This window comes from Pseudomonas yamanorum (assembly GCF_013386765.1).
Classification (GTDB): Bacteria; Pseudomonadota; Gammaproteobacteria; order Pseudomonadales; family Pseudomonadaceae; genus Aquipseudomonas; species Aquipseudomonas yamanorum_A.
The window spans coordinates 50812-69373 of record NZ_JACARE010000044.1; the positions used below are offsets into that span (position 1 = coordinate 50812).

An 18562-nucleotide genomic window follows, 5' to 3' on the forward strand; every position below is an offset into this window, starting at 1 on the left:
TTTGAACCGTCCGTTTCTTGTTGCGCAGATCAGCGATCTGCACCTTAAAGCCGGCCAGCGCCTGACTTATGGGGTGGTCGACACCCTTGGTGCGTTGCGCCGCGCGGTCGACCATTTGAATGCCAGCTATCCACGACCGGATATCGTGGTGATCAGCGGCGACCTGGTGGACTTCGGTCGCGCCGATGAATACGCCGTGCTGCACCCCGAGCTGGCCCGCTTGCAGATGCCTTGCTACCTGGTGCCGGGCAATCACGACCACCGCCGGCATTTGCTCGACGCATTTGCTGATCACCGCTATTTACCGGCGAACGCCGACTGCCCGCTGGACTGGGTGGTGGATGACTACCCGGTGCGTTTGATCGGCCTGGACTCGACGATTCCCGACGCCCATGGCGGCCAGTTACTCGACAGCCAGTTGCAGTGGCTTGACGAGCAACTGGCGCTGCGCCCGAACGTGCCGACCCTGCTGATCCTGCATCACCCGCCGTTTATCAGCGGCATCGGCCATATGGACCGCGAGCCGTTCCGTAACGCCGCCGCGCTGGAAAAGATTATCGCCCGTCACCCCCAAGTGGAGCGCCTGTTGTGCGGGCATCTGCACCGGCCGATGCAGCGACGTTTCGGCGGCAGTGTGAGCTGTGTATGCCCGGGCACGTCCCATCAAATCGTGCTGGATTTGCAGGAGGCCGCACCGGCGCATTTCAACCTGGAGCCGGCGGGTTATCTCTTGCATCGCTGGGATGAACAGCAAGGGTTGGTCAGCCACAACGGCGTGTTCGGGGACTACCCGGGGCCGTATCCGTTTTATGACGCGGATGGGCTGATTGACTGAAGTCTGTTAACGCTTCTGGGCACTTAATGGTTTGGCATGAAGTGCCATTGGCATCAGACGGCGTGGTCACTGATCATGCAGTGGTTTGGGCAGCAGGCGCGGCATGCTAACGTCACCTCTTAACTTTCCAGCGTCAGCCCACCCATGAAAATGCCCGATATCGACGCCATCCAGGCGTTCGTCCTGGTCGCCGAACTCCAGAGCTTCACCCGCGCCGCCGATGCCATCGGCGGCACTCAGGCGGCCATCAGCCTGAAGATAAAACGCCTCGAAGAAAACCTCGGCCGCAAGCTGCTGGAGCGTACGCCGCGGCGGGTCACGCTGTCGGCCCACGGCCAGATGTTCCTGGCCAGCGCCCGCCGTTTGCTCGACAACTACCAGGATGCAATGAACTGCTTTGGCCCGCAGAAGCGCACCTTGCGCGTGGGCGTCAGCCATCACATTGTCGGCGCCGATCTCAGCCTGTGGCTGCGACGGTTGGCCACCACCGACCCGGACGTCATCGTCGCGTTCAGCCTCGGCACCTCGCGGGACATGCTGATGAACTACGAGCAGGGCAAGCTGGATGTGGCGATGATCCTGCGCCATGACAACCGTCGCCAGGACGGCGAAGTGGTGGGCGTTGAACGCTTCGGCTGGATGGCTTCACGCGACTTCGAGTTGCGCCAGGGCGGGGCGTTACCCCTGGCCATTCAGCCGGAGCCTTGCGGCATGCGCAGCATGGTGATGGCGGCGCTGGCCCAGCAGAACCGTGCCTGGGAAGAGGCGTTTGTGGGCAGTGGCATCCTGGCGATCGGCGCGGCGGTGGTGGCGGGGATTGGCATTGGTGCGATGGTGGGGCGGATGGCGCCGAGTGGCTGCGTCGACGTGGAGCAGCGCTTCGACCTGCCACCGCTGCCCAGTCGCGAAGTGGTGCTGTACACCGCGCAGCGGGACGCTCAGGCGCACGCGCTGATCCGTACCTTGAGCGCCGACATTCCGGCCGACTGACCTAGAAAATCAGGCGCCCGGCCCAGGCCATCAATAGGGCCAGGCTACCGATGCCGAGGATGGCCACGCCCAACGCGGCGAAGTGAACGAGCAGGGTGGTAACAGGCGCAGGCTGATGAGGTTCCATGTGAGGGCTTCCTTGGAGGTTCGGGAAGCAAAAGTATGGGGAGCGTGCGGTAGGTGAAACAGACGCTGGCGGCTATTTCAGTGATAAGCAAAACAGGCGTGATGTAGAGCGAAGCAAAGGCATACGCGGTCTACTGTGGGAGCTGGCTTGCCTGCGATAGCACTCTGTCAGTTGATAGTAGTGCAGCTGACCCACCGCAATCGCAGGCAAGCCAGCTCCCACACTTGATTGCGCTGGCATCATGAATAGAACTTGTGATCATCTGGAATAGAATGAGTTTGTCTCACTATCGTTCGATCCCGACAATAGCTCCCATACACACACACATTGGAGCTTTATGTCATGGCTGTTGCCCATTCCCTTGGATTCCCGCGCATTGGTCGCGATCGTGAACTGAAAAAAGCGCAGGAAGCGTTTTGGAAGGGCGAACTCGACGAAGCCGGCCTGCGCGCCGTAGGCCGCGAACTGCGCAAGACCCACTGGGACCTGCAAAAGAACGCCGGCATCGAGCTGCTGCCCGCCGGTGATTTTGCCTGGTACGACCAGGTGCTGACTCACTCGCTGATGTTCGGTGTGATCCCTGAGCGTTTCCGCCCGGCCGACGGCAAAGCCACTCTGCACACGCTGTTCGGCATGGCCCGTGGCGTCAGCGACAACTGCTGCGGCGGTGCCCACGCCCAGGAAATGACCAAGTGGTTCGATACCAACTACCACTACCTTGTGCCTGAATTCAGCGCCGACCAGCAATTCCACCTGGGTTGGGATCAGTTGTTCGAAGAGGTCAAGGAAGCCCGCGACCTCGGCCACACCGTCAAGCCGGTGGTCATCGGCCCGCTGACGTACCTGTGGCTGGGCAAGGCCAAGGGTGGCGAATTCGACAAGCTCGACCTGCTGGACCGCCTGCTGCCGCTGTACGGTCAGATCTTCCAGCGCCTGGCGGACCTGGGCGTGGAGTGGGTGCAGATCGACGAGCCGATCCTGGTGCTGGACTTGCCGCAGGATTGGAAGAACGCGTTTGAGCGTGCCTACAACCTGATCCAGCGTGACCCGCTGAAGAAGCTGGTGGCCACCTACTTTGGCGGCCTTGAAGAGAATCTTGGCCTGGCCGCCAACCTGCCAGTCGACGGCCTGCACATCGACCTGGTGCGTGCACCGGATCAATACCCGACCATCCTCGATCGCCTGCCGGCTTATAAGGTGCTGTCCCTGGGCGTGGTCAATGGCCGTAACGTGTGGCGCTGCGACCTGGAAAAGGCCCTGGCTACCTTGCAGCACGCTCATGAGCGCTTGGGTGATCGCCTGTGGGTCGCGCCGTCCAGCTCGTTGCTCCACAGCCCGGTGGACCTGGGCCGTGAAGACAAGCTGGATGCCGAGCTGAAAAGCTGGCTGGCGTTTGCCGTGCAGAAGTGTGAAGAAGTGGCCGTGCTGGCCCAGGCCGTGAATCAACCTGAAGCGCCAAACGTTGTCGCCGCCCTGGCCGAAAGCCGCGCCGTGCAGGCTGCCCGGGCCGCTTCCCCGCGTATCCACAAGCCTGCTGTTCAAGCCCGCGTTGCCGCTATTACCGCCAAGGACAGCCAGCGTCACTCGCTGTTTGCCCAGCGTATCGAGAAACAACGGGCCGGCCTGAACCTGCCGCTGTTCCCGACCACCACCATCGGTTCGTTCCCGCAAACCGCCTCGATCCGCCTGGCACGCCAGTCGTACAAGGCCGGCAAGCTGAGCGAAGCCGAATACGTCGAAGCCATGCACAGCGAGATTCGTCACGCGGTAGAGGTGCAGGAAAACCTTGGCCTGGATGTGCTGGTACACGGTGAGGCCGAGCGTAACGACATGGTCGAATACTTCGCCGAACAGTTGGACGGTTATGTATTTACCCGCTTCGGCTGGGTACAGAGCTACGGTTCGCGCTGCGTGAAACCGGCGGTGATTTTTGGTGACCTGAGCCGCCCGAAAGCCATGACCGTGGAGTGGATCCGCTACGCTCAAGGCCTGACCAACAAGGTGATGAAAGGCATGCTGACGGGCCCGGTGACCATGCTGATGTGGTCGTTCCCCCGTGAAGACGTGAGCCGCGAAGAGCAGGCCCGGCAACTGGCCCTGGCGATTCGTGACGAAGTGGTGGACCTGGAAGCCGCCGGGATCAAGATCGTGCAGATCGACGAAGCCGCCTTCCGTGAAGGCTTGCCGTTGCGCCAGGCGCAGTGGAAGGAGTACCTGGACTGGGCCACCGAAGTCTTCCGCTTGTGCGCCTCCGGCGTGCGTGACGAAACCCAGATCCATACCCACATGTGCTACAGCGAGTTCAACGACGTGATCGAGTCCATCGCGGCCATGGATGCTGACGTGATCACCATCGAAACCTCGCGCTCGGACATGGAATTGCTGGAGGCGTTCGAAGCCTTCGCTTACCCGAACGACATTGGCCCTGGTGTGTACGACATCCACTCGCCACGGGTACCGGATGCGTCGGAAATGGCCAACCTGCTGCGCAAGGCGGCCAAGCGTATCCCCGCTGAACGCCTGTGGGTCAACCCGGATTGCGGCTTGAAAACCCGTGGCTGGCCGGAGACGGAAGCGGCGCTGATTCACATGGTGACGGCGGCGCGTCAACTGCGGGCTGAACTGGCGTAATCCAAGCGCCCGGATAACACGCCGGGCGAAGCTCAAAAATGTAGGAGCTGGCTTGCCTGCGATGGCGGCGGCCCAGCTTGCATCGTTGGCGACTGACACACCGCCATCGCAGGCAAGCCAGCTCCCACAGGAATCTTCAGCGCTGAAAAAACTGTGAAATTGCCAGCACCCTCGATGCAGATTAGAATGCGATCAATTCTTAATTACGCTTGAGCCTCACCGCTCCGGCGCGCCCCGGTGATCGGCATGTCGTCTCCCCTCAATCTGCATATCCAGGACCTGTACTGCGAACACCATGGATGGTTGCACCGTTGGCTGGACCGCAAGCTGGGCAACGCCAGCGATGCGGCCGACCTGGCCCACGACACCTTCATGCGCCTGCTCACCCGACAAACCACCAGCAACCTGGGCGCCGAGCCACGAGCGTTGCTCACCCATATCGCCAAGGGCCTGATGATCGACAGCTGGCGCCGCCAGGAGGTGGAGCGCGCCTACCTGGAAACCATCGCCCATCTGCCCGAGCAGCACGTACCCTCGCCGGAAACCCGCTGGCTGATTCTCGAAGCGCTGTACCGCATTGAAGCGATGCTGCGGGACCTGCCGGAGAAGACCCGCCAGGCATTCCTGATGTCGCAGATCGACGGCCTGACGTATCAGCAGATCGCCGATGCCCTGGGCGTGTCGCTGGTTTCGGTCAAACGCTACATGCGCGATGCCTTCCTGGCCTGCCTGAGCGTGGCATGAGCCAGCCGATTGATCCGCTGATCCTCGGGGAAGCCGCCGACTGGATGGTGCAGTTGCAATCCGGCAGTGCCACCGATGAAGACCGTCGCGCCATCGCCCAGTGGCAGGGCCGCAGTGTCCAGCACGCCCAGGCCTGGCAACGGGCGCAGGCGATTCTCGGGGACTTCAACACGGTGCCGGCGGCGATTGCCGGCGATACCCTCAAGCGCATCGGCCGCAAGAAACCCCTCGGCCGACGCCAGGCCCTCGGGCTGTTGCTGGCGGCGGGCCCGGCGACCTGGCTGGCGTATCGGCAATTGCCGTGGCAGCAATGGACGGCCGACCAGCACACCGCCATTGGCGAACAAAAGAACCTTACTTTGCCCGACGGCACGCGTGTGCTGATCAACACCGGCAGCTCGCTGAATATCGCGTTCTCCGATCAGGTACGGCGCATTGAGCTGCTCAAGGGCGAAGTGCTGATCACCACCGCCAAGGATGCGGCCCATCGTGCTTTTATCGTCCAGACCCGCCACGGTACCGCCCGGGCCTTGGGCACGCGTTTCAGCGTGCGGGTAGGTGAGCAGGCATGCCGAGTGGCCGTGACCGAAGGCGCGGTGGAGTTGCTGCCGGAGCATGCGACCCAAGGCGTGATCGTCAAGGCGGGCGAGCAGGGCGCCTTCGGTGCGGACCGTGTGGCCGCCGTGGAACCGCTGGATGTCAGCGCCCTGACCTGGGAGAACGGCATGCTGCTGGCCCAGCACATGCGCCTGGCGGACCTGCTGGATGAGTTGGGGCGTTATCGCGCCGGTGTGTTGCGCTGCCACGACTCGGTGGCCAACCTCACCGTGTCGGGCGCGTTTTCCCTGCGCGATACCGACGCCAGCCTGCACCTGTTGCAGGAAACGCTGCCGGTCAAGGTCAGCAGCCTCACCGGGTATTGGGTGACGGTGGAACCTCGCTGAAATTTTTCAAGGTTCGCTGATACCTTTTTCGTGGTCGTTCGGTGTAGGGGAGAACCCTCAACATTGCTCCGCGCCGACAGGAATGCCCATGACCGCCAGACCGCTCCCGTACTGCCCCCGCCCCTTGAAGGCATTGAGCCTGGCAGTCGCCCTCGCAGCCCTCGCGCCACTGCAAAACGCCCAGGCCGAAGAGGCAGCGCAAAGCACTGCGGCGCGCAGCTATAACATCGCGCCGGGGCCACTGGGGAATGTGCTGGCGCAGTTTGCGGCGTTGTCCGGGGTGCCGTTGTCGTTCGATTCCACCTTGCTCAACGATCAACAAAGCCCTGGGTTGCAAGGCAGCTATAGCGCGCAATCCGGCTTCGCCCAGTTGCTGCAGGGCAGCGGATACACCCTGCAAGGCACCGGCACCCATGGCTACACCGTGGTGCCCCAGGCCAGTGGCGACGCGTTGGAGTTGGGCGCCACCACCATCAGCGGCGAGGCGAGCGGGGCGCAGGCGGACACCTATGCCGGCGGCCAGGTGGCGCGGTCGGCGCGCCTTGGCGTGCTGGGCAACCGGTCCATCAACGACGTGCCATTCAGCGTGGTCAGCTACACCTCGAAAACCATCGCCGACCAACAGGCGCGGACCGTGGGCGATGTGTTGCTCAACGACGCGTCGGTGCGCCAATCGTCCGGGTTCGGCAACTTTTCCCAGGTGTTCACCATTCGCGGCTTGCCCCTGAGCACCGACGACATCGCGTTCAACGGCCTGTACGGCGTGCTGCCCCGGCAGATCATCACCACCGAAGCCCTGGAGCGGGTGGAACTGTTCAAGGGCCCCAATGCGTTCGTCAACGGTGTGTCGCCCTCGGGCAGCGGGATTGGCGGCAGTGTCAACCTGGTGCCCAAGCGCGCCGAAGACACGCCCACCCGCAGCGTCACCCTCGACTACGCCAGCGACAGCCAGACCGGCGGCCACATCGACCTCGGCCAACGCTTTGGTGAAGACAACCGCTTCGGCGCCCGGGTCAACCTGGCACGGCACGGTGGCGAAACTGCGGTGGATGACGAAAACAAAAGTTCGCAGTTGGTTGCCGTGGCCCTGGATTATCGCGGCGATCGGTTGCGGGTCTCCACCGATTTTGGCTACCAGAAAGAGCGCATCAATAACGGCCGCTCGGTGGTTTACCTCACCGGCACCAAGGTGCCCAGGCCGCCATCGGCCAAGGACAACTACGCCCAGGACTGGAGCTGGTCGCAGCTGGAAGACACCTACGGGATGGTCAACGCCGAATATGACTTGAACGACAACTGGACGGCCTACGCCGCGGGCGGTGCCAAGCACACCCGGGAGAACGGTCAGTATTCGTCGCTGTATGTCGGCAACGATGGCAGCGCCAAGGTGGGCTTCCTGTATTCGCCCCACGACGAAGACAACAAAAGCGCAATGGCCGGCCTGAACGGGCACTTCGCGACGGGGCCGGTGACCCATCAGATGAACTTCGGGTTGTCGGGGATCTGGGGCGAGCAGCGTTCGTCTTATGAAGCGATCCTGCAGGCCAACCGTCAACCCGGCAACCTGTACAACCCTACGCAAACACCGCGGCCGACCAACACCTATTTCGGCAGTGATATCCACGACCCAAGGGTTGTCGGCAAGAACCGGATCAAGAGTGCGGCGGTGTCCGACACCCTGGGCTTCATTGATGACCGGGTGCTGTTGACGCTGGGGGTGCGGCGCCAGACCATCGAGGTGGACAGCTGGAACACCGCCACCGGTGTGCGGGGCACGCCGTACTCGGAGTCCATCACCACGCCGGTCTATGGCCTGGTGATCAAGCCGTGGGAGCACGTGTCGCTCTACGCCAACCGCATCGAAGGCCTGGCCCAGGGCCCGACGGCGCCGCTCACTAACGTCACCAACCCGGGCGAAGTCTTCCCGCCCAAGCGCAGCAAACAGACGGAAGCCGGGGTCAAGCTGGACTGGGAAAACTATGGCGCCACCCTGGGCGTTTACCGCATCGAACAGCCGAACAACGCCACTACGCGCTTCCCGGGCCAGAGCCAGGACACCTTCACCGTCGACGGCGAACAGATCAACAAAGGCGTAGAACTCAACGTGTTCGGCGAGCCTATCGACGGCCTGCGCCTGCTGGCTGGCGCCACCTGGATGGACACCGAACAGAAGAGCACCTCCAACGGCGCCACCGACGGCAACCGCGCCGCCGGTGTGCCGCGCTTCCAGTACAACGTCGGTGCGGATTGGGATGTGCCGGGTATTCAAGGCGCGGCGGTCAGCGCACGGATGCTGCGCACGGGTGGTGAATACGTCAACGCAGCCAACAGCCTGAGCATCCCGGCCTGGACCCGTGTCGACCTGGGGGCGCGGTATGGCTTCAAGGCAGACGACAAGTACATCACCTTGCGCGCCAATGTGGAGAACGTGGCGAACAAGGCGTATTGGTCGTCGGCCTCGACCGCCAATAACTACCTGACCCAGGGTGAGCCACGGACGGTGAAGTTATCGGCGACGGTGGATTTCTAAGCTGCCAAAAATCTATGAAGACCCTGTGGCCAGGAAGCTTGTTGTGGCCAGGAAGCTTGCTGTGGCGAGGGAGCTTGCTGTGGCGAGGGAGCTTGCTCCCGCTGGGCTGCGAAGCAGCCCCCAAAAGGCCCCAGCGTTCTTTCAGGTGGATCGCAATTACCTTGTTGGGGCCGCTTCGCGACCCAGCGGGAGCAAGCTCCCTCGCCACAACAACAGCGCCAAAAGGTCAACCCGCCTTGACTTCAATCCGGTCAAACCCCTTGAGGCGATACAGCATCACCGATATCGCCCAACTGGCCACGAAGATCCCGATGATCATGTAGCCCAACACCCCGAAACTGTCGTTCAACGCGCCGATAAAGCCCCAGAACGACCCCTTCAGATCCAACTGGTCACCAATCAACCCCAGCGCTTCAATGCTGCCGATCACCACCGCAACCACCACCGACACCAGGGTGATGGTCATGTTGTAGTAGATCTTGCGGATCGGCTTCATGTACGCCCAGCCATACGCCCCCAGCATCAGATGCCCGTCGAGGGTATCCACCAGGGACATGCCGGCGCTGAACAGCAGCGGGAACACCATGATTGACCACGGCGACAGCCCTTGAGAGGCCTGTGTTGCAGAGATGCCCAGCAGCCCGATCTCGGTGGCCGTGTCAAAGCCCAGCCCGAACAGGAATCCCAACGGGTACATGTGCCAGCTGCGGCTGACCAGGCGAAACACCGGGCGGAACATCCGCGCCATAAAACCCCGGTTCGCCAGCAACAGGTCGAAGTCATCCTCCACATACGCGCCGCCCTGGCGCACATGGCGCCAGGCCTTGTAGATGGCGTGCAGGATCACCAGGTTCATCAAGGCGATCACCAGCAGGAACGTGGCCGAGACCGACGTGCCGATCACCCCGCCAATGGCCTTGAACCCTTCAAACCGTTCCTGCATCGCCGATGCCGCAAACGCGACGCCAATGGACGCCAGCACCACCACCGAAGAATGCCCCAGGGAGAAAAAGAACCCGACCGTCACCGGACGTTTCTTCTCCTGCATCAGCTTGCGGGTGACGTTGTCGATGGCGGCGATATGGTCGGCGTCCACCGCATGCCGCAGCCCGAAACCGTAGGCCAGCAACGCGGTGCCGAGCAGCACCGGATGCTCGTGAAACGCCACCAGCGCCCAGAGCCAGGCCACCACGTTAATACCGATCAACACCCCGTAGATGCCAAACAGCTTGGCGCGGACCCTGGGGTTGGAGTCACTGAAAATCTGGGCAAGGCGTAGGATCATCAACGGGACCTTTGTACAGTGGAAACATTCAGACATATTCCGGAACTTTAAAGGTTTTGTTTAAGGCGATGATGAAATCTGTGGGCTTATCGAGGAGAGGGCAGTGACGACTATCGAGAATGGAGCGCTGGCAGTTATTGAGTTCTGGAAGCAGGCAGGGCCCAAGCGTTGGTTTGCCAAGGATGAAGCGTTTGACCGGCGCTTTCGCGAGGCTTTTCACACGGCGCACTTCCAGGCCGCCCGGCGCGAGCTGGAGAACTGGATGCAATCACCGGAAGGCGCGCTGGCGCTGCTGTTGCTGCTGGATCAGTTCCCGCGCAATACCTTCCGCGGCACGGCGCATATGTTCGCCACCGACCCACTGGCGCGGCTGTACGCGCGGCAGATGGTCGAGGCGGGGATGGATCAGTTGATTGAAACCCCGTTGCGGGCGTTTTGTTATTTGCCGTTCGCGCATTCTGAAGATCCCGAGGATCAGAAATTGTCGGTGGCGCTGAACAAGGACCTCGATGCCAATACCTATCACTGGGCTAAAGAGCACGCTCGCATCATCGAGCGGTTCGGGCGCTTTCCCCATCGTAATGAGGTGTTGGCCAGGGTCACGACAGAAGAGGAGCGGGCGTTTCTGGAGGGCGGTGGCTTTTCGGGCTAGACCTCTGGTTCGGCGACTGTGTTCCGGACACCCACCTGACGAAAACGCCGCACACCCTTGAGGTCAATTGCCCAGCGCAGCGCTTGCGTCGCCGACGGGCGTTCGCCGTGGGTGATCGCGGTTTCATCGGTGGTCAATTGGCTGAGGTAACCCTGTTTGCCGCCGCGTTCGCTCCAGTAGTGGGTGTGGCTGAGCCAGGACCTGGCCAGCCAGCCTTTCCATTGGCCCACGGTCACCGGCAGGTCCAGCACGCCGGCGCCCATTACCGGGCTGACCGGGCCGCCGACGATATCGCCAAACAGGCCCATTGGCGCAGGGAAGTAGAGGTTGGTCCAGCGGGTCACGGCGAAGGCCGCTGCGTGGTGCAGGTACAACGGTGAAAAGGGGCGCTGGCCCACGGTGATGGACAGCCGGCCGCTGTAGCCGTAGCCCTTTTCGTCGAGGGTCGGCGGGCACGCGGGCGCCTCGCGGCGTTCGATGCGCCGCTGGAAGTCGCTCACGCTGCGGCCCAGCAGCAGGCTGGCGTGGGCCATGGGGCTGCCGACGGTGACGAGGTCGGTGATGCGCCACGGGTTGCCGAGGTTGCTTTGTTCGATAAAGGCTTCGGCCTGCTGCTCGCGGAATCGGAGCAGGCTTTGCAGGCGGCCGTCGAGGGCACTTCCGGCCTTGGGCAACGTGTCCTGGACCACCGGTTGCAGGCGCTCGTGGTTGGCGTAGCGGGCGGCGAGTTCCGGGCTGTTGGGGTGCAACTGGTCGTGATGTTCGTGCCACAGGTAGCCGACGATATCGTAGGCAATCACGCTGCCCAGGCTGTGGCCGACGACGATGATGCGGTCGTAGTCGCCCTTGTCGTGCAGGGCCCGCAGCAGGTCGACGCCATCGGCGCGGATCTGTTCGCGCACCGCCACGTTCTGCGGGTTGGGGCTCAGGTAGCGGGCGGCATCGCCGAGGTAGGAGAGTGCCGAATACTTCAATGCCAGGCCGATCACGGCCAGCAGCACCGGGACCAGGGCAAACGGGTTGTCGCTGTGGGGGAAACGTCCATACAGGGTGGCCAGGGTGCCGCTGACCAGCAGCACCAGCAGGGCCAGCACCGTCCAGCGGGTGGCGCGCCAGATCGGCACGATGGCGGTGGGAATATCCCGGCGCGGGCGCTTGAAAATGTCCCATAGCCAACTCAGCAGGTGGCCGACCTTGGTGCCCTGCATCTTGTGGGCCCAGTAGTATTCGTAGAAATCGGTGGTGTTGCGGCCGGCCGACTTCAACACGCGCAAATCGAAATTGCGCGAAAAACGGTCGGGTTTGCTCCAGTAGAAGGGTGTGGCCTCGGGGGTGTCCGCCGGGATCATCGCTTCCACGAAGCCGCGCAGGGTGTCCATCGGGCGCTGCTCGCCGATGCCGTGGATGACGACTACCGCTTGTTTCATCGTTTGATCGTTCCTTGATCTGGTTTTGGGGCACCTCAGGTGGGGTGGCTAGACGCCATAGTATTGCCATTATCGGTGGTATTCCAGCCAGGAATGCCCCCATAAAAACCGCGCATTTCATTTGCGCCGCGCGATCTCGTAGTGTGGTGCTCCCACCAAGGAGATGTCGCCGTGAACCATCGCCCGCTGAGCCTGTACGTTGACGCCCACTTCACCAGTCCCTACGCGATGTCGGCGTTTGTGACCCTGCGGGAAAAAGGCCTGGAGTTCGAGTTGCTCACCCTCAACCTCGACACGGGCGAGAACCAGTCCGAGGCGTTCGGCCAGTTGTCGTTGACCGGACGCGTACCGACCCTGGTGCAGGGAGAGTTTGCGTTGTCCGAGTCTTCGGCGATTACCGAGTACCTGGAGGATGTGTTCCCGCAGGTGCCGGTGTACCCGGCAGAGCCTCGCCAGCGGGCGAGGGCGCGCCAGGTGCAGGCGTGGCTGCGCAGCGACTTGATGCCGATCCGGCAGGAGCGCTCGACCCTGGTGGTGTTTTACGGGCTTAAAGGCGAACCGCTGTCGCCGGCAGCGCAAGCGGCAGCCCACAAGCTGATCAACGCGGCACAGGCGCTGTTGGCCGATGGCCGTGACTACCTGTTCGGCGAGTGGTCGATCGCCGACGTGGACCTGGCCGTGATGCTCAACCGCCTGATCCTCAACGGTGACAGCGTGCCCGCCGGCCTGGTGGCGTACGCCGAGCGCCAGTGGCAACGGCCTTCGGTCCAGGAATGGGTCAAGCAGGCACGACCGTCGCTGTAGTCATCTTCTCCATTACAAAGTGAATCCTGGTCCATGAATATACTGTCGAGTGACTCCCGCCTGCCGCTGTACCAACGCTTTCGGGATCATCTGATTGAGCAGATTGCCAATAATCACTGGCGCGCCGGTGCGGCGATTCCTCCTGAGGCGGTGCTGTCGACGCAATACCAGCTGTCGACCGGCACCGTGCGCAAGGCGATCGAGGCGTTGGTGGGCGAGGGCATCCTGGAGCGTCAGCAAGGCCGGGGCACGTTTGTGCGCCGCCCGAAGTTCCAGTCATCGTTGTTCCGGTGTTTCCGCTTCCAGGGTCCGGGCGGTGAATGCCAGTTGCCACAAAGCCGGATCCTGTCGGTCAAGCCGGTGGCGGCGCCGTTGTCGGTGAGCGAGGTGCTGGGCCTCGAGCCGGATGCGCCGGTGATTTGTATCGTGCGGGTGCATGTGCTGGACACGGGGCCGGTGCTGGCCGAGGAAATCTGGCTGCCGCGCGCGCGGTTCCAGGCGCTGTTGGACGTCGACCTGACGCGGCAGGGGTTGTTGCTGTATCCGACCTACGAAGAGGTCTGCGGGCAGGTTGTGGCGTCTGCCGAGGAAGCCCTTACCGCCGAATCCATCGATGACGTGTGGGCGCGTTGGCTGCAGGTGCCGGTGGGCAGCCCGGTGATGGTGATCGAACGGCTGGCCCGGGATTACGCCGGTCAACCCCTGGAACTGCGGCGCGGCCGTGGCCATGCCGAACACTTCCGTTACCGCGTGGATATTCGCTGAGCCGCTGGCGTGGCGCTATTCGGCTTGCTGCAACACCAGCCACGCCTGCACCACCCGGCGGTCGAGGTCTTCCCAGTCGGCCATGCCCAGCACCCGGGTGGTGTTCAAACCGCGCAAGTAGCCGCGTAGCTGCTGGGCGATGGCGTAGAGCACTTGCGGCTCGGCGGCGGTGTCCAGCAGCACTTCCTCATAATCGACCAGGTAATCGGCAACCCGGTCGCGAAATTCCGGCAGCACGGCTTCACGGATGCGGTCGAAGGTTTTCTGATGGCGGTTCATAGGCATTCCTTATCGTTTTGTATGGGGCGGCCTGCACAACACTATTGCTCCAGATAATAGTCACCATCAAGCATTGCGAGTTCTGTTTTTCTGGAAAAGGAGGACAATTGCCCTCATCGGAAATGATGTGCAAGGACCCTGCGATGCGGACTTTTACTGGATTGGCCCTGGTGGCGCTGCTGATGAGCGGGATTGGCGTGGCAGTACCGGCTTTGGCCTCGGGCCTGCAAACCAGCCATTTGTTGCCGATCGCCGCCAGCCCGGTGAGTTTGCAACACTCGCAATCGGTCGGCGTGCTCTACAGCGACAACACCCTCGACAACCTGCAGTACCTGGCGCGCTACCACGACATGGCGGCCAATGGTGCCAAGGGCCAGTTGGACGAGCAGATACGCCAGGCCTTCGTCGACAGCTCCGACCCGGACCTGGCGATTGACTGGCTGATGACGTCCCTGCGGCACACCTTTGCCTCGGTCACCCGCTACGACAACCTCGATGCGCTCTTGCAGGCGCACCCGGACGTGGTGGTGATGCTCGACACCTACAACCAGTTGCTGACCCAGCGTAATGACCTGGTGGAGGCGCGGTTTGTGGCGAAGTTCTACGACCTGGACCTGCAATACATCGCCAAAGCCGAAGGTTCGATGCAAATGCACTTGCCTTCTGTATGGGTCCATGACAAAACGGCGCCCCAGATCGCTGCACAGATTGGGCAGCAGCGCGACGTTCAGTTGAATGCATTGAAACAGTTCGATGCCTCGCTCAAGGCGTTGGTCGCCGCCGGTTAGCCCACTTCTTATATTTTTCAGGATTTTTTATGCGCGTGTTGTTAGTGCCTGCGATGGCTTTTGCTTCTGTTTTGATGACGGGCTGTGCGTCCGCCCCCAACGCTCCATCCCTCACCCTGCAAACCGCCAAGGACCCCGAAGCCTATGTGCAGTGTGTGGTGCCCAAGTTCGAGAAAGACGGCATGACCTCCACGGTCACGCAGAACTCGCGTCATGCCCGGATCGTGGTGAGCAGCAAGATCGCCGCGGACAACATTCTTGAGGTCTACAAGGCTCAGGACGGCGGCAAGGTGTTCCTGTACGAGCGCAAGCCGGTAGCGTCGCCGTTCAAGCCGTCGCGTTTCGAGCATGCGGCGCGGGATTGCCTGTAAACCCATGACCCTGTAGGAGCTGGCTTGCCAGCGATAGCATCGCCTCGGTGTATCTGATGCACCGAGGTGTCTGCATCGCTGGCAAGCCAGCTCCTACACTCGAATGAATCAGCTCGGTTTTGGCTCGCTGCTGAACGTATCCACCGCCTTCACCAAGCCCTTGGCCGCCAACGCCACCAACTCACCGCCTTTTTGCGGGGTGGCCAGCGCCGGGTCCGAACCCATGCGGCCATCGGGGAAACGTGCGCGGAAGTCGCGGGCTTCGCGGATCGGCCCGGTGTTGGCGATTTGCGGTGAGTAGTCTGCCGACTTGATCGCGTCCGGATAAGCCCATTGGGTCACCGCGATTTCCGACGGTGTGGCATGGCTGCCATGGCCCACTGGGAATTGCTGGTGCGCCAGGTCAGTCACGCCTTCCAGGTCCCACCAGTTGCACAGCTTCAGCGCATAACCCGACGGGCGCCCGGCAAAACTCGCCTCGGCGTACAGCTCGGAGAACGCCGCTTCAATCGAGGCGATGTTGCCGCCGTGGCCGTTGAGGAACAGGATCTTTTCGAAACCATGGCCCGCCAGCGAACGCACCCAGTCACCAATCGCCGCGATAAAGGTCGACGGGCGCAGGGAGATGGTGCCGGGGAAGCCCAGGTGGTGTTGCGCCATGCCGATATTGAAGGTCGGGCCGATCAGGATGTCGGCATTTTTTTGCGCTTCATGGGCGATGATTTCCGGGCACATCCAGTCGGTGCCCAGCAGGCCGGTGGGGCCGTGTTGCTCGTTGGAGCCGATGGGAATCACGATGCTGCGGCTGCGTTCCAGAAACTGACCAATCTCGATCCAGGTGGATTGATATAAAAGCATCTCGGGGTCTCTCTCTCATCAAGCCCAGGAACACGGTGAAGTTCCTGGTGGCGTGAGCCGCATGGTGCACGCCAACGGCGAGACCATCAACCGCCTTTGACGGTGCCGGCGCTCGCCATCTGGCGCGGCTTGCAGTTGAGGTACGCCGAGGACTTCAGCCAGCGCTGGTCGGGGTACCAGGAAAACATGAACTGGCCGTCCTTGAGTTTATCCACCACCTGGCGCGCCACTTGCGGGCGCACGGCGGGGCAACCCTGGCTGCGGCCGATGCGGCCTTCGCGCTTGCTCCACAGGGGGCTGACGTACTCGGCGGCATGAATCACGATGGCGCGGTCCCGCGCACGGTCATTGAAACCCGGCTCCAGGCCGTCCATGCGCAGTGAGTAGCCATGGGCGCCTTCATAGCTCTCCTGGGTGCGGAACAAACCAATGCTGGACTGGTAGCTGCCCTCGCGGTTGGAGAACTGGGTGGCGAAGTTTTCCCCGGACTTTTGCCCGTGGGCCACCAGGTCCCGCAGCACTAACGTCTTCTTGCGCAGGTCAAAGATCCACAGGCGACGGGCGGTCGAAGGTTGGGAGTAGTCGATCACGGCCAGTCGATCGGACTGTTCAAGGCCGTTTCCTACAGCGCACTGCATGGCCGTGAGGGCACTTTTAAGAACGGCGGGGTTGAGTTCTGGAGCGGCGTGGGCGAGGCTGCTATACAGAGTAAGAGGTTTACCCGTGTCTGCGAGCGCAACGGTGCTCAGCGAGGCAAAGGTCGAGATGATCAGGCCGAGTCGGCAGCAAAAGGTCAGCATGTATAGAGCATCTCCGCCGTGGATGGGAGCTAAGCGATTGTTCAAAAAACACGCATGTTACTTGAGCATTTGCCTGCTCGTTGCACCGCTGGTCGCGACAGCCGAAGACCTGTTGGTGGTGTCGCCGGCCCCGGTGCAATTGGCGCTCTCGCAATTGTCCAGCGTTTGTCCCGATCTGGGCGGGCAAGTCGATGCGCCTTCCCTGGCACGCTTGCAGGCTTTTTATCAGCAGCAGGGCGACGGGGTGCTCTGGTCCGAGGGGGATCGGCGCGCCGCGTTGCAGGCCCAACTGCTGATGCTGGCCGATGACGGCCTGGACCCGGGTCACTATAGATTGCCTGCGGTGGATGCCACGGCCAACGTGCTGTGCAGCGACATCGGCACCAGCCGGCAATACCTGCAAGCGCTGCAGGATCTGCATTTTGGCCGCTTGCAGCAGTCGCGCTTCGAGCCTGTGTGGCACTCGCAGCCACCGGCCCCGGACCCCGACACCCAATTACTGGCGATGGCCGAAGCCGGTATGCAGAACGTCGCCCAAGCTTTCGACCAGGCCCGCCCGAGTGCGCCGCTGTACCTTAGCCTGCGCAGCGCCTATGCCGCCTTGCGCCAGCAACCGTTGCAGCATTGGGAGGCGGTAGCCAGCGGCCCGTTGTTGCGCCCGGGCATGGACGATGCGCGGGTGCCGCAACTGGCGCGGCGAATGGTCAATGGCGGCTACCTCACCGGTACATCGTCCGGCACCCAATACCGTGGCGAGCTGGTGAACGCGGTCAAGACCTTCCAGCAAAGCCATTCCCTGCAAGCCGACGGCGTGATCGGCCCCGGCACCGTCACCGAGCTGAACATCAGCCCGGCGATTCGCCGCGAACAACTGCGCATCAACCTTGAGCGGTTTCGCTGGCTGTCCCGGGACCTGGAGCCCGAAGGCGTGCTGGTGAACGTTGCGGCGGCGCAACTGAGCTTCTATCAGGGCGGCGTGCCCGTGTGGCAAACCCGCCTGCAAGTCGGCCGCGCCGACCGCCAGACGCCGCTGCTCAAATCGCGTATTACCCGGCTGACCCTCAACCCCACCTGGACCATCCCGCCCACCATCATGCGCGAGGACAAGCTGCCGGCCATCCGCCTGAACCCCGAATACCTGCGTCAACAGAACCTGCAAGTGCTCGACAGCCAGGGCAACCTGCTGATGCCCGAACAGGTCGACTGGTCGCGGCCCGGCAACATCCTGCTGCGCCAGGGCGCCGGCCCGCGCAACCCGCTGGGCCGGATCGTGCTGCGCTTTCCCAATCCGTTTTCTGTGTACCTGCACGACACCCCGAGCCAGCCGCTGTTCTCCAAGGGCCCGCGAGCCTTCAGTTCGGGGTGTGTAAGGGTTGAGCAGCCGCTGCTACTGCGGGATTTGCTGGTGAGCCCGGCGGAGAAGATCCGTACCGAAGAATTGCTGGCGACGGAAACGACCCACGAGTTCCGGCTGGCGACGCCAGTGCCGGTGCTGTTGGCATATTGGACGGTGCAGGTCGATAGCAAGGGCGCGTTGTTGTACGCGCCGGATATCTACGGGCGGGATCCGGTGCTGATGAAGGCGATGGAAAGTACGCTTTAACTGCGTAATCCCTGTGGGAGCTGTCGAGCCTTGGCGAGGCTGCGATGGGATCACCGCGGTGTGCCAGGGAGACTGAGTCGCCAGCATCGCGGGCAAGCCCGGCTCCCACAGAGGTGGCATTGCACCTCC

General features: G+C 62.6%; 18 protein-coding genes. 12 read left to right on the forward strand and 6 right to left on the reverse strand.

The window, feature by feature from the left end:
* The first annotated feature begins 1 nt into the window (after window position 1).
* Window positions 2-835: a phosphodiesterase gene (locus HX875_RS27855; protein ID WP_177047628.1), complete on the forward strand. Its 834-nt coding sequence runs from the start codon at window positions 2-4 to the stop codon at window positions 833-835.
* A gap of 144 nt (window positions 836-979) precedes the next feature.
* Window positions 980-1825 (forward strand): LysR family transcriptional regulator, encoded by an 846-nt coding sequence (locus HX875_RS27860; protein WP_256348191.1) that lies wholly within the window; start codon window positions 980-982, stop codon window positions 1823-1825.
* 1 nt (window position 1826) lies between these two features.
* On the opposite strand, the gene HX875_RS32930 is transcribed toward HX875_RS27860, so the two are convergent.
* A complete protein-coding gene (locus tag HX875_RS32930; RefSeq protein WP_256348192.1) occupies window positions 1827-1952 on the reverse strand; it encodes a hypothetical protein in 126 nt (41 codons plus the stop codon).
* Between the two features lie 342 nt (window positions 1953-2294).
* Between HX875_RS32930 and metE the strand changes: the two genes are divergently transcribed.
* The 4 genes from metE to HX875_RS27880 all read left to right on the forward strand — a co-directional run bounded on the left by metE (window position 2295) and on the right by HX875_RS27880 (window position 8801).
* Window positions 2295-4583 carry a 5-methyltetrahydropteroyltriglutamate--homocysteine S-methyltransferase gene (metE, locus tag HX875_RS27865; RefSeq protein WP_177047630.1) on the forward strand — a complete coding sequence of 763 codons (2289 nt, stop codon included), beginning with the start codon at window positions 2295-2297 and terminating at the stop codon, window positions 4581-4583.
* Window positions 4584-4829: 246 nt separating this feature from the next.
* A complete protein-coding gene (locus tag HX875_RS27870; RefSeq protein WP_177047632.1) occupies window positions 4830-5327 on the forward strand; it encodes a sigma-70 family RNA polymerase sigma factor in 498 nt (165 codons plus the stop codon).
* Complete coding sequence (locus tag HX875_RS27875; protein WP_177047634.1) at window positions 5324-6271, forward strand: FecR domain-containing protein; 948 nt, start codon at window positions 5324-5326, stop codon at window positions 6269-6271. Before HX875_RS27870 ends, HX875_RS27875 begins: the two co-directional genes overlap by 4 nt.
* Before the next feature lie 88 nt (window positions 6272-6359).
* Window positions 6360-8801, forward strand: coding sequence for a TonB-dependent receptor (locus tag HX875_RS27880; RefSeq protein WP_177047636.1), 2442 nt, complete (start codon window positions 6360-6362; stop codon window positions 8799-8801).
* Window positions 8802-9027: 226 nt separating this feature from the next.
* Here the strand turns inward: HX875_RS27880 and HX875_RS27885 are convergent, their stop codons facing one another.
* Window positions 9028-10086 carry a HoxN/HupN/NixA family nickel/cobalt transporter gene (locus tag HX875_RS27885; RefSeq protein ID WP_177047638.1) on the reverse strand — a complete coding sequence of 353 codons (1059 nt, stop codon included), beginning with the start codon at window positions 10084-10086 and terminating at the stop codon, window positions 9028-9030.
* 103 nt (window positions 10087-10189) lie between these two features.
* Between HX875_RS27885 and HX875_RS27890 the strand changes: the two genes are divergently transcribed.
* A complete protein-coding gene (locus HX875_RS27890; protein WP_177047640.1) occupies window positions 10190-10738 on the forward strand; it encodes a DUF924 family protein in 549 nt (182 codons plus the stop codon).
* Here the strand turns inward: HX875_RS27890 and HX875_RS27895 are convergent.
* Window positions 10735-12165 carry a hypothetical protein gene (locus HX875_RS27895; protein WP_177047642.1) on the reverse strand — a complete coding sequence of 477 codons (1431 nt, stop codon included), beginning with the start codon at window positions 12163-12165 and terminating at the stop codon, window positions 10735-10737. The two genes, HX875_RS27890 and HX875_RS27895, sit on opposite strands and share 4 nt — an antisense overlap.
* Before the next feature lie 171 nt (window positions 12166-12336).
* Between HX875_RS27895 and yfcF the strand changes: the two genes are divergently transcribed.
* Together yfcF and HX875_RS27905 are read left to right on the forward strand one after the other, a co-directional pair.
* Window positions 12337-12969, forward strand: a complete 633-nt coding sequence (gene yfcF / locus HX875_RS27900) for a glutathione transferase (RefSeq protein ID WP_177047644.1) — start codon at window positions 12337-12339, stop codon at window positions 12967-12969.
* A 33-nt stretch (window positions 12970-13002) separates the two neighbouring features.
* Complete coding sequence (locus tag HX875_RS27905; protein ID WP_177047646.1) at window positions 13003-13734, forward strand: GntR family transcriptional regulator; 732 nt, start codon at window positions 13003-13005, stop codon at window positions 13732-13734.
* 15 nt (window positions 13735-13749) lie between these two features.
* Here HX875_RS27905 and HX875_RS27910 read toward each other — a convergent pair whose 3' ends face one another.
* Window positions 13750-14013: a hypothetical protein gene (locus HX875_RS27910; RefSeq protein ID WP_177047649.1), complete on the reverse strand. Its 264-nt coding sequence runs from the start codon at window positions 14011-14013 to the stop codon at window positions 13750-13752.
* A gap of 143 nt (window positions 14014-14156) precedes the next feature.
* On the opposite strand from HX875_RS27910, the gene HX875_RS27915 reads away from it, so the two are divergent.
* The gene (locus HX875_RS27915; RefSeq protein WP_177047651.1) at window positions 14157-14801 is read left to right on the forward strand and encodes an ATPase; all 645 of its coding nucleotides are present in this window, start codon (window positions 14157-14159) and stop codon (window positions 14799-14801) included.
* 29 nt (window positions 14802-14830) lie between these two features.
* On the forward strand, window positions 14831-15172 hold the full coding sequence (locus tag HX875_RS27920) for a hypothetical protein (protein WP_177047654.1): 342 nt from the start codon (window positions 14831-14833) through the stop codon (window positions 15170-15172).
* A gap of 108 nt (window positions 15173-15280) precedes the next feature.
* Here HX875_RS27920 and HX875_RS27925 read toward each other — a convergent pair whose 3' ends face one another.
* Both HX875_RS27925 and HX875_RS27930 read right to left on the reverse strand, forming a co-directional pair.
* Entirely contained in the window at window positions 15281-16030 is a 750-nt protein-coding gene (locus HX875_RS27925) for a creatininase family protein (protein ID WP_177047656.1), read from the reverse strand.
* A gap of 86 nt (window positions 16031-16116) precedes the next feature.
* Window positions 16117-16830 carry a murein L,D-transpeptidase catalytic domain family protein gene (locus HX875_RS27930; protein ID WP_177047658.1) on the reverse strand — a complete coding sequence of 238 codons (714 nt, stop codon included), beginning with the start codon at window positions 16828-16830 and terminating at the stop codon, window positions 16117-16119.
* A 37-nt stretch (window positions 16831-16867) separates the two neighbouring features.
* Between HX875_RS27930 and HX875_RS27935 the strand changes: the two genes are divergently transcribed.
* Window positions 16868-18433 carry a L,D-transpeptidase family protein gene (locus HX875_RS27935; protein WP_177047660.1) on the forward strand — a complete coding sequence of 522 codons (1566 nt, stop codon included), beginning with the start codon at window positions 16868-16870 and terminating at the stop codon, window positions 18431-18433.
* Window positions 18434-18562: the final 129 nt, after the last annotated feature.

Excerpts from the sequence above, each read along its gene's own strand:
- HX875_RS27925 (WP_177047656.1), bottom strand. The coding sequence starts at position 16,030 with ATGCTTTTATATCAATCCACCTGGATCGAGATTGGTCAGTTTCTGGAA.
- HX875_RS27860 (WP_256348191.1), top strand. The coding sequence starts at position 980 with ATGAAAATGCCCGATATCGACGCCATCCAGGCGTTCGTCCTGGTCGCC.
- HX875_RS32930 (WP_256348192.1), bottom strand. The coding sequence starts at position 1,952 with ATGGAACCTCATCAGCCTGCGCCTGTTACCACCCTGCTCGTTCACTTC.
- HX875_RS27905 (WP_177047646.1), top strand. The coding sequence starts at position 13,003 with ATGAATATACTGTCGAGTGACTCCCGCCTGCCGCTGTACCAACGCTTT.
- HX875_RS27895 (WP_177047642.1), bottom strand. The coding sequence starts at position 12,165 with ATGAAACAAGCGGTAGTCGTCATCCACGGCATCGGCGAGCAGCGCCCG.
- HX875_RS27920 (WP_177047654.1), top strand. The coding sequence starts at position 14,831 with ATGCGCGTGTTGTTAGTGCCTGCGATGGCTTTTGCTTCTGTTTTGATG.
- HX875_RS27915 (WP_177047651.1), top strand. The coding sequence starts at position 14,157 with ATGCGGACTTTTACTGGATTGGCCCTGGTGGCGCTGCTGATGAGCGGG.
- metE (WP_177047630.1), top strand. The coding sequence starts at position 2,295 with ATGGCTGTTGCCCATTCCCTTGGATTCCCGCGCATTGGTCGCGATCGT.
- HX875_RS27870 (WP_177047632.1), top strand. The coding sequence starts at position 4,830 with ATGTCGTCTCCCCTCAATCTGCATATCCAGGACCTGTACTGCGAACAC.
- HX875_RS27875 (WP_177047634.1), top strand. The coding sequence starts at position 5,324 with ATGAGCCAGCCGATTGATCCGCTGATCCTCGGGGAAGCCGCCGACTGG.
- HX875_RS27910 (WP_177047649.1), bottom strand. The coding sequence starts at position 14,013 with ATGAACCGCCATCAGAAAACCTTCGACCGCATCCGTGAAGCCGTGCTG.
- HX875_RS27930 (WP_177047658.1), bottom strand. The coding sequence starts at position 16,830 with ATGCTGACCTTTTGCTGCCGACTCGGCCTGATCATCTCGACCTTTGCC.
- HX875_RS27880 (WP_177047636.1), top strand. The coding sequence starts at position 6,360 with ATGACCGCCAGACCGCTCCCGTACTGCCCCCGCCCCTTGAAGGCATTG.
- HX875_RS27885 (WP_177047638.1), bottom strand. The coding sequence starts at position 10,086 with ATGATCCTACGCCTTGCCCAGATTTTCAGTGACTCCAACCCCAGGGTC.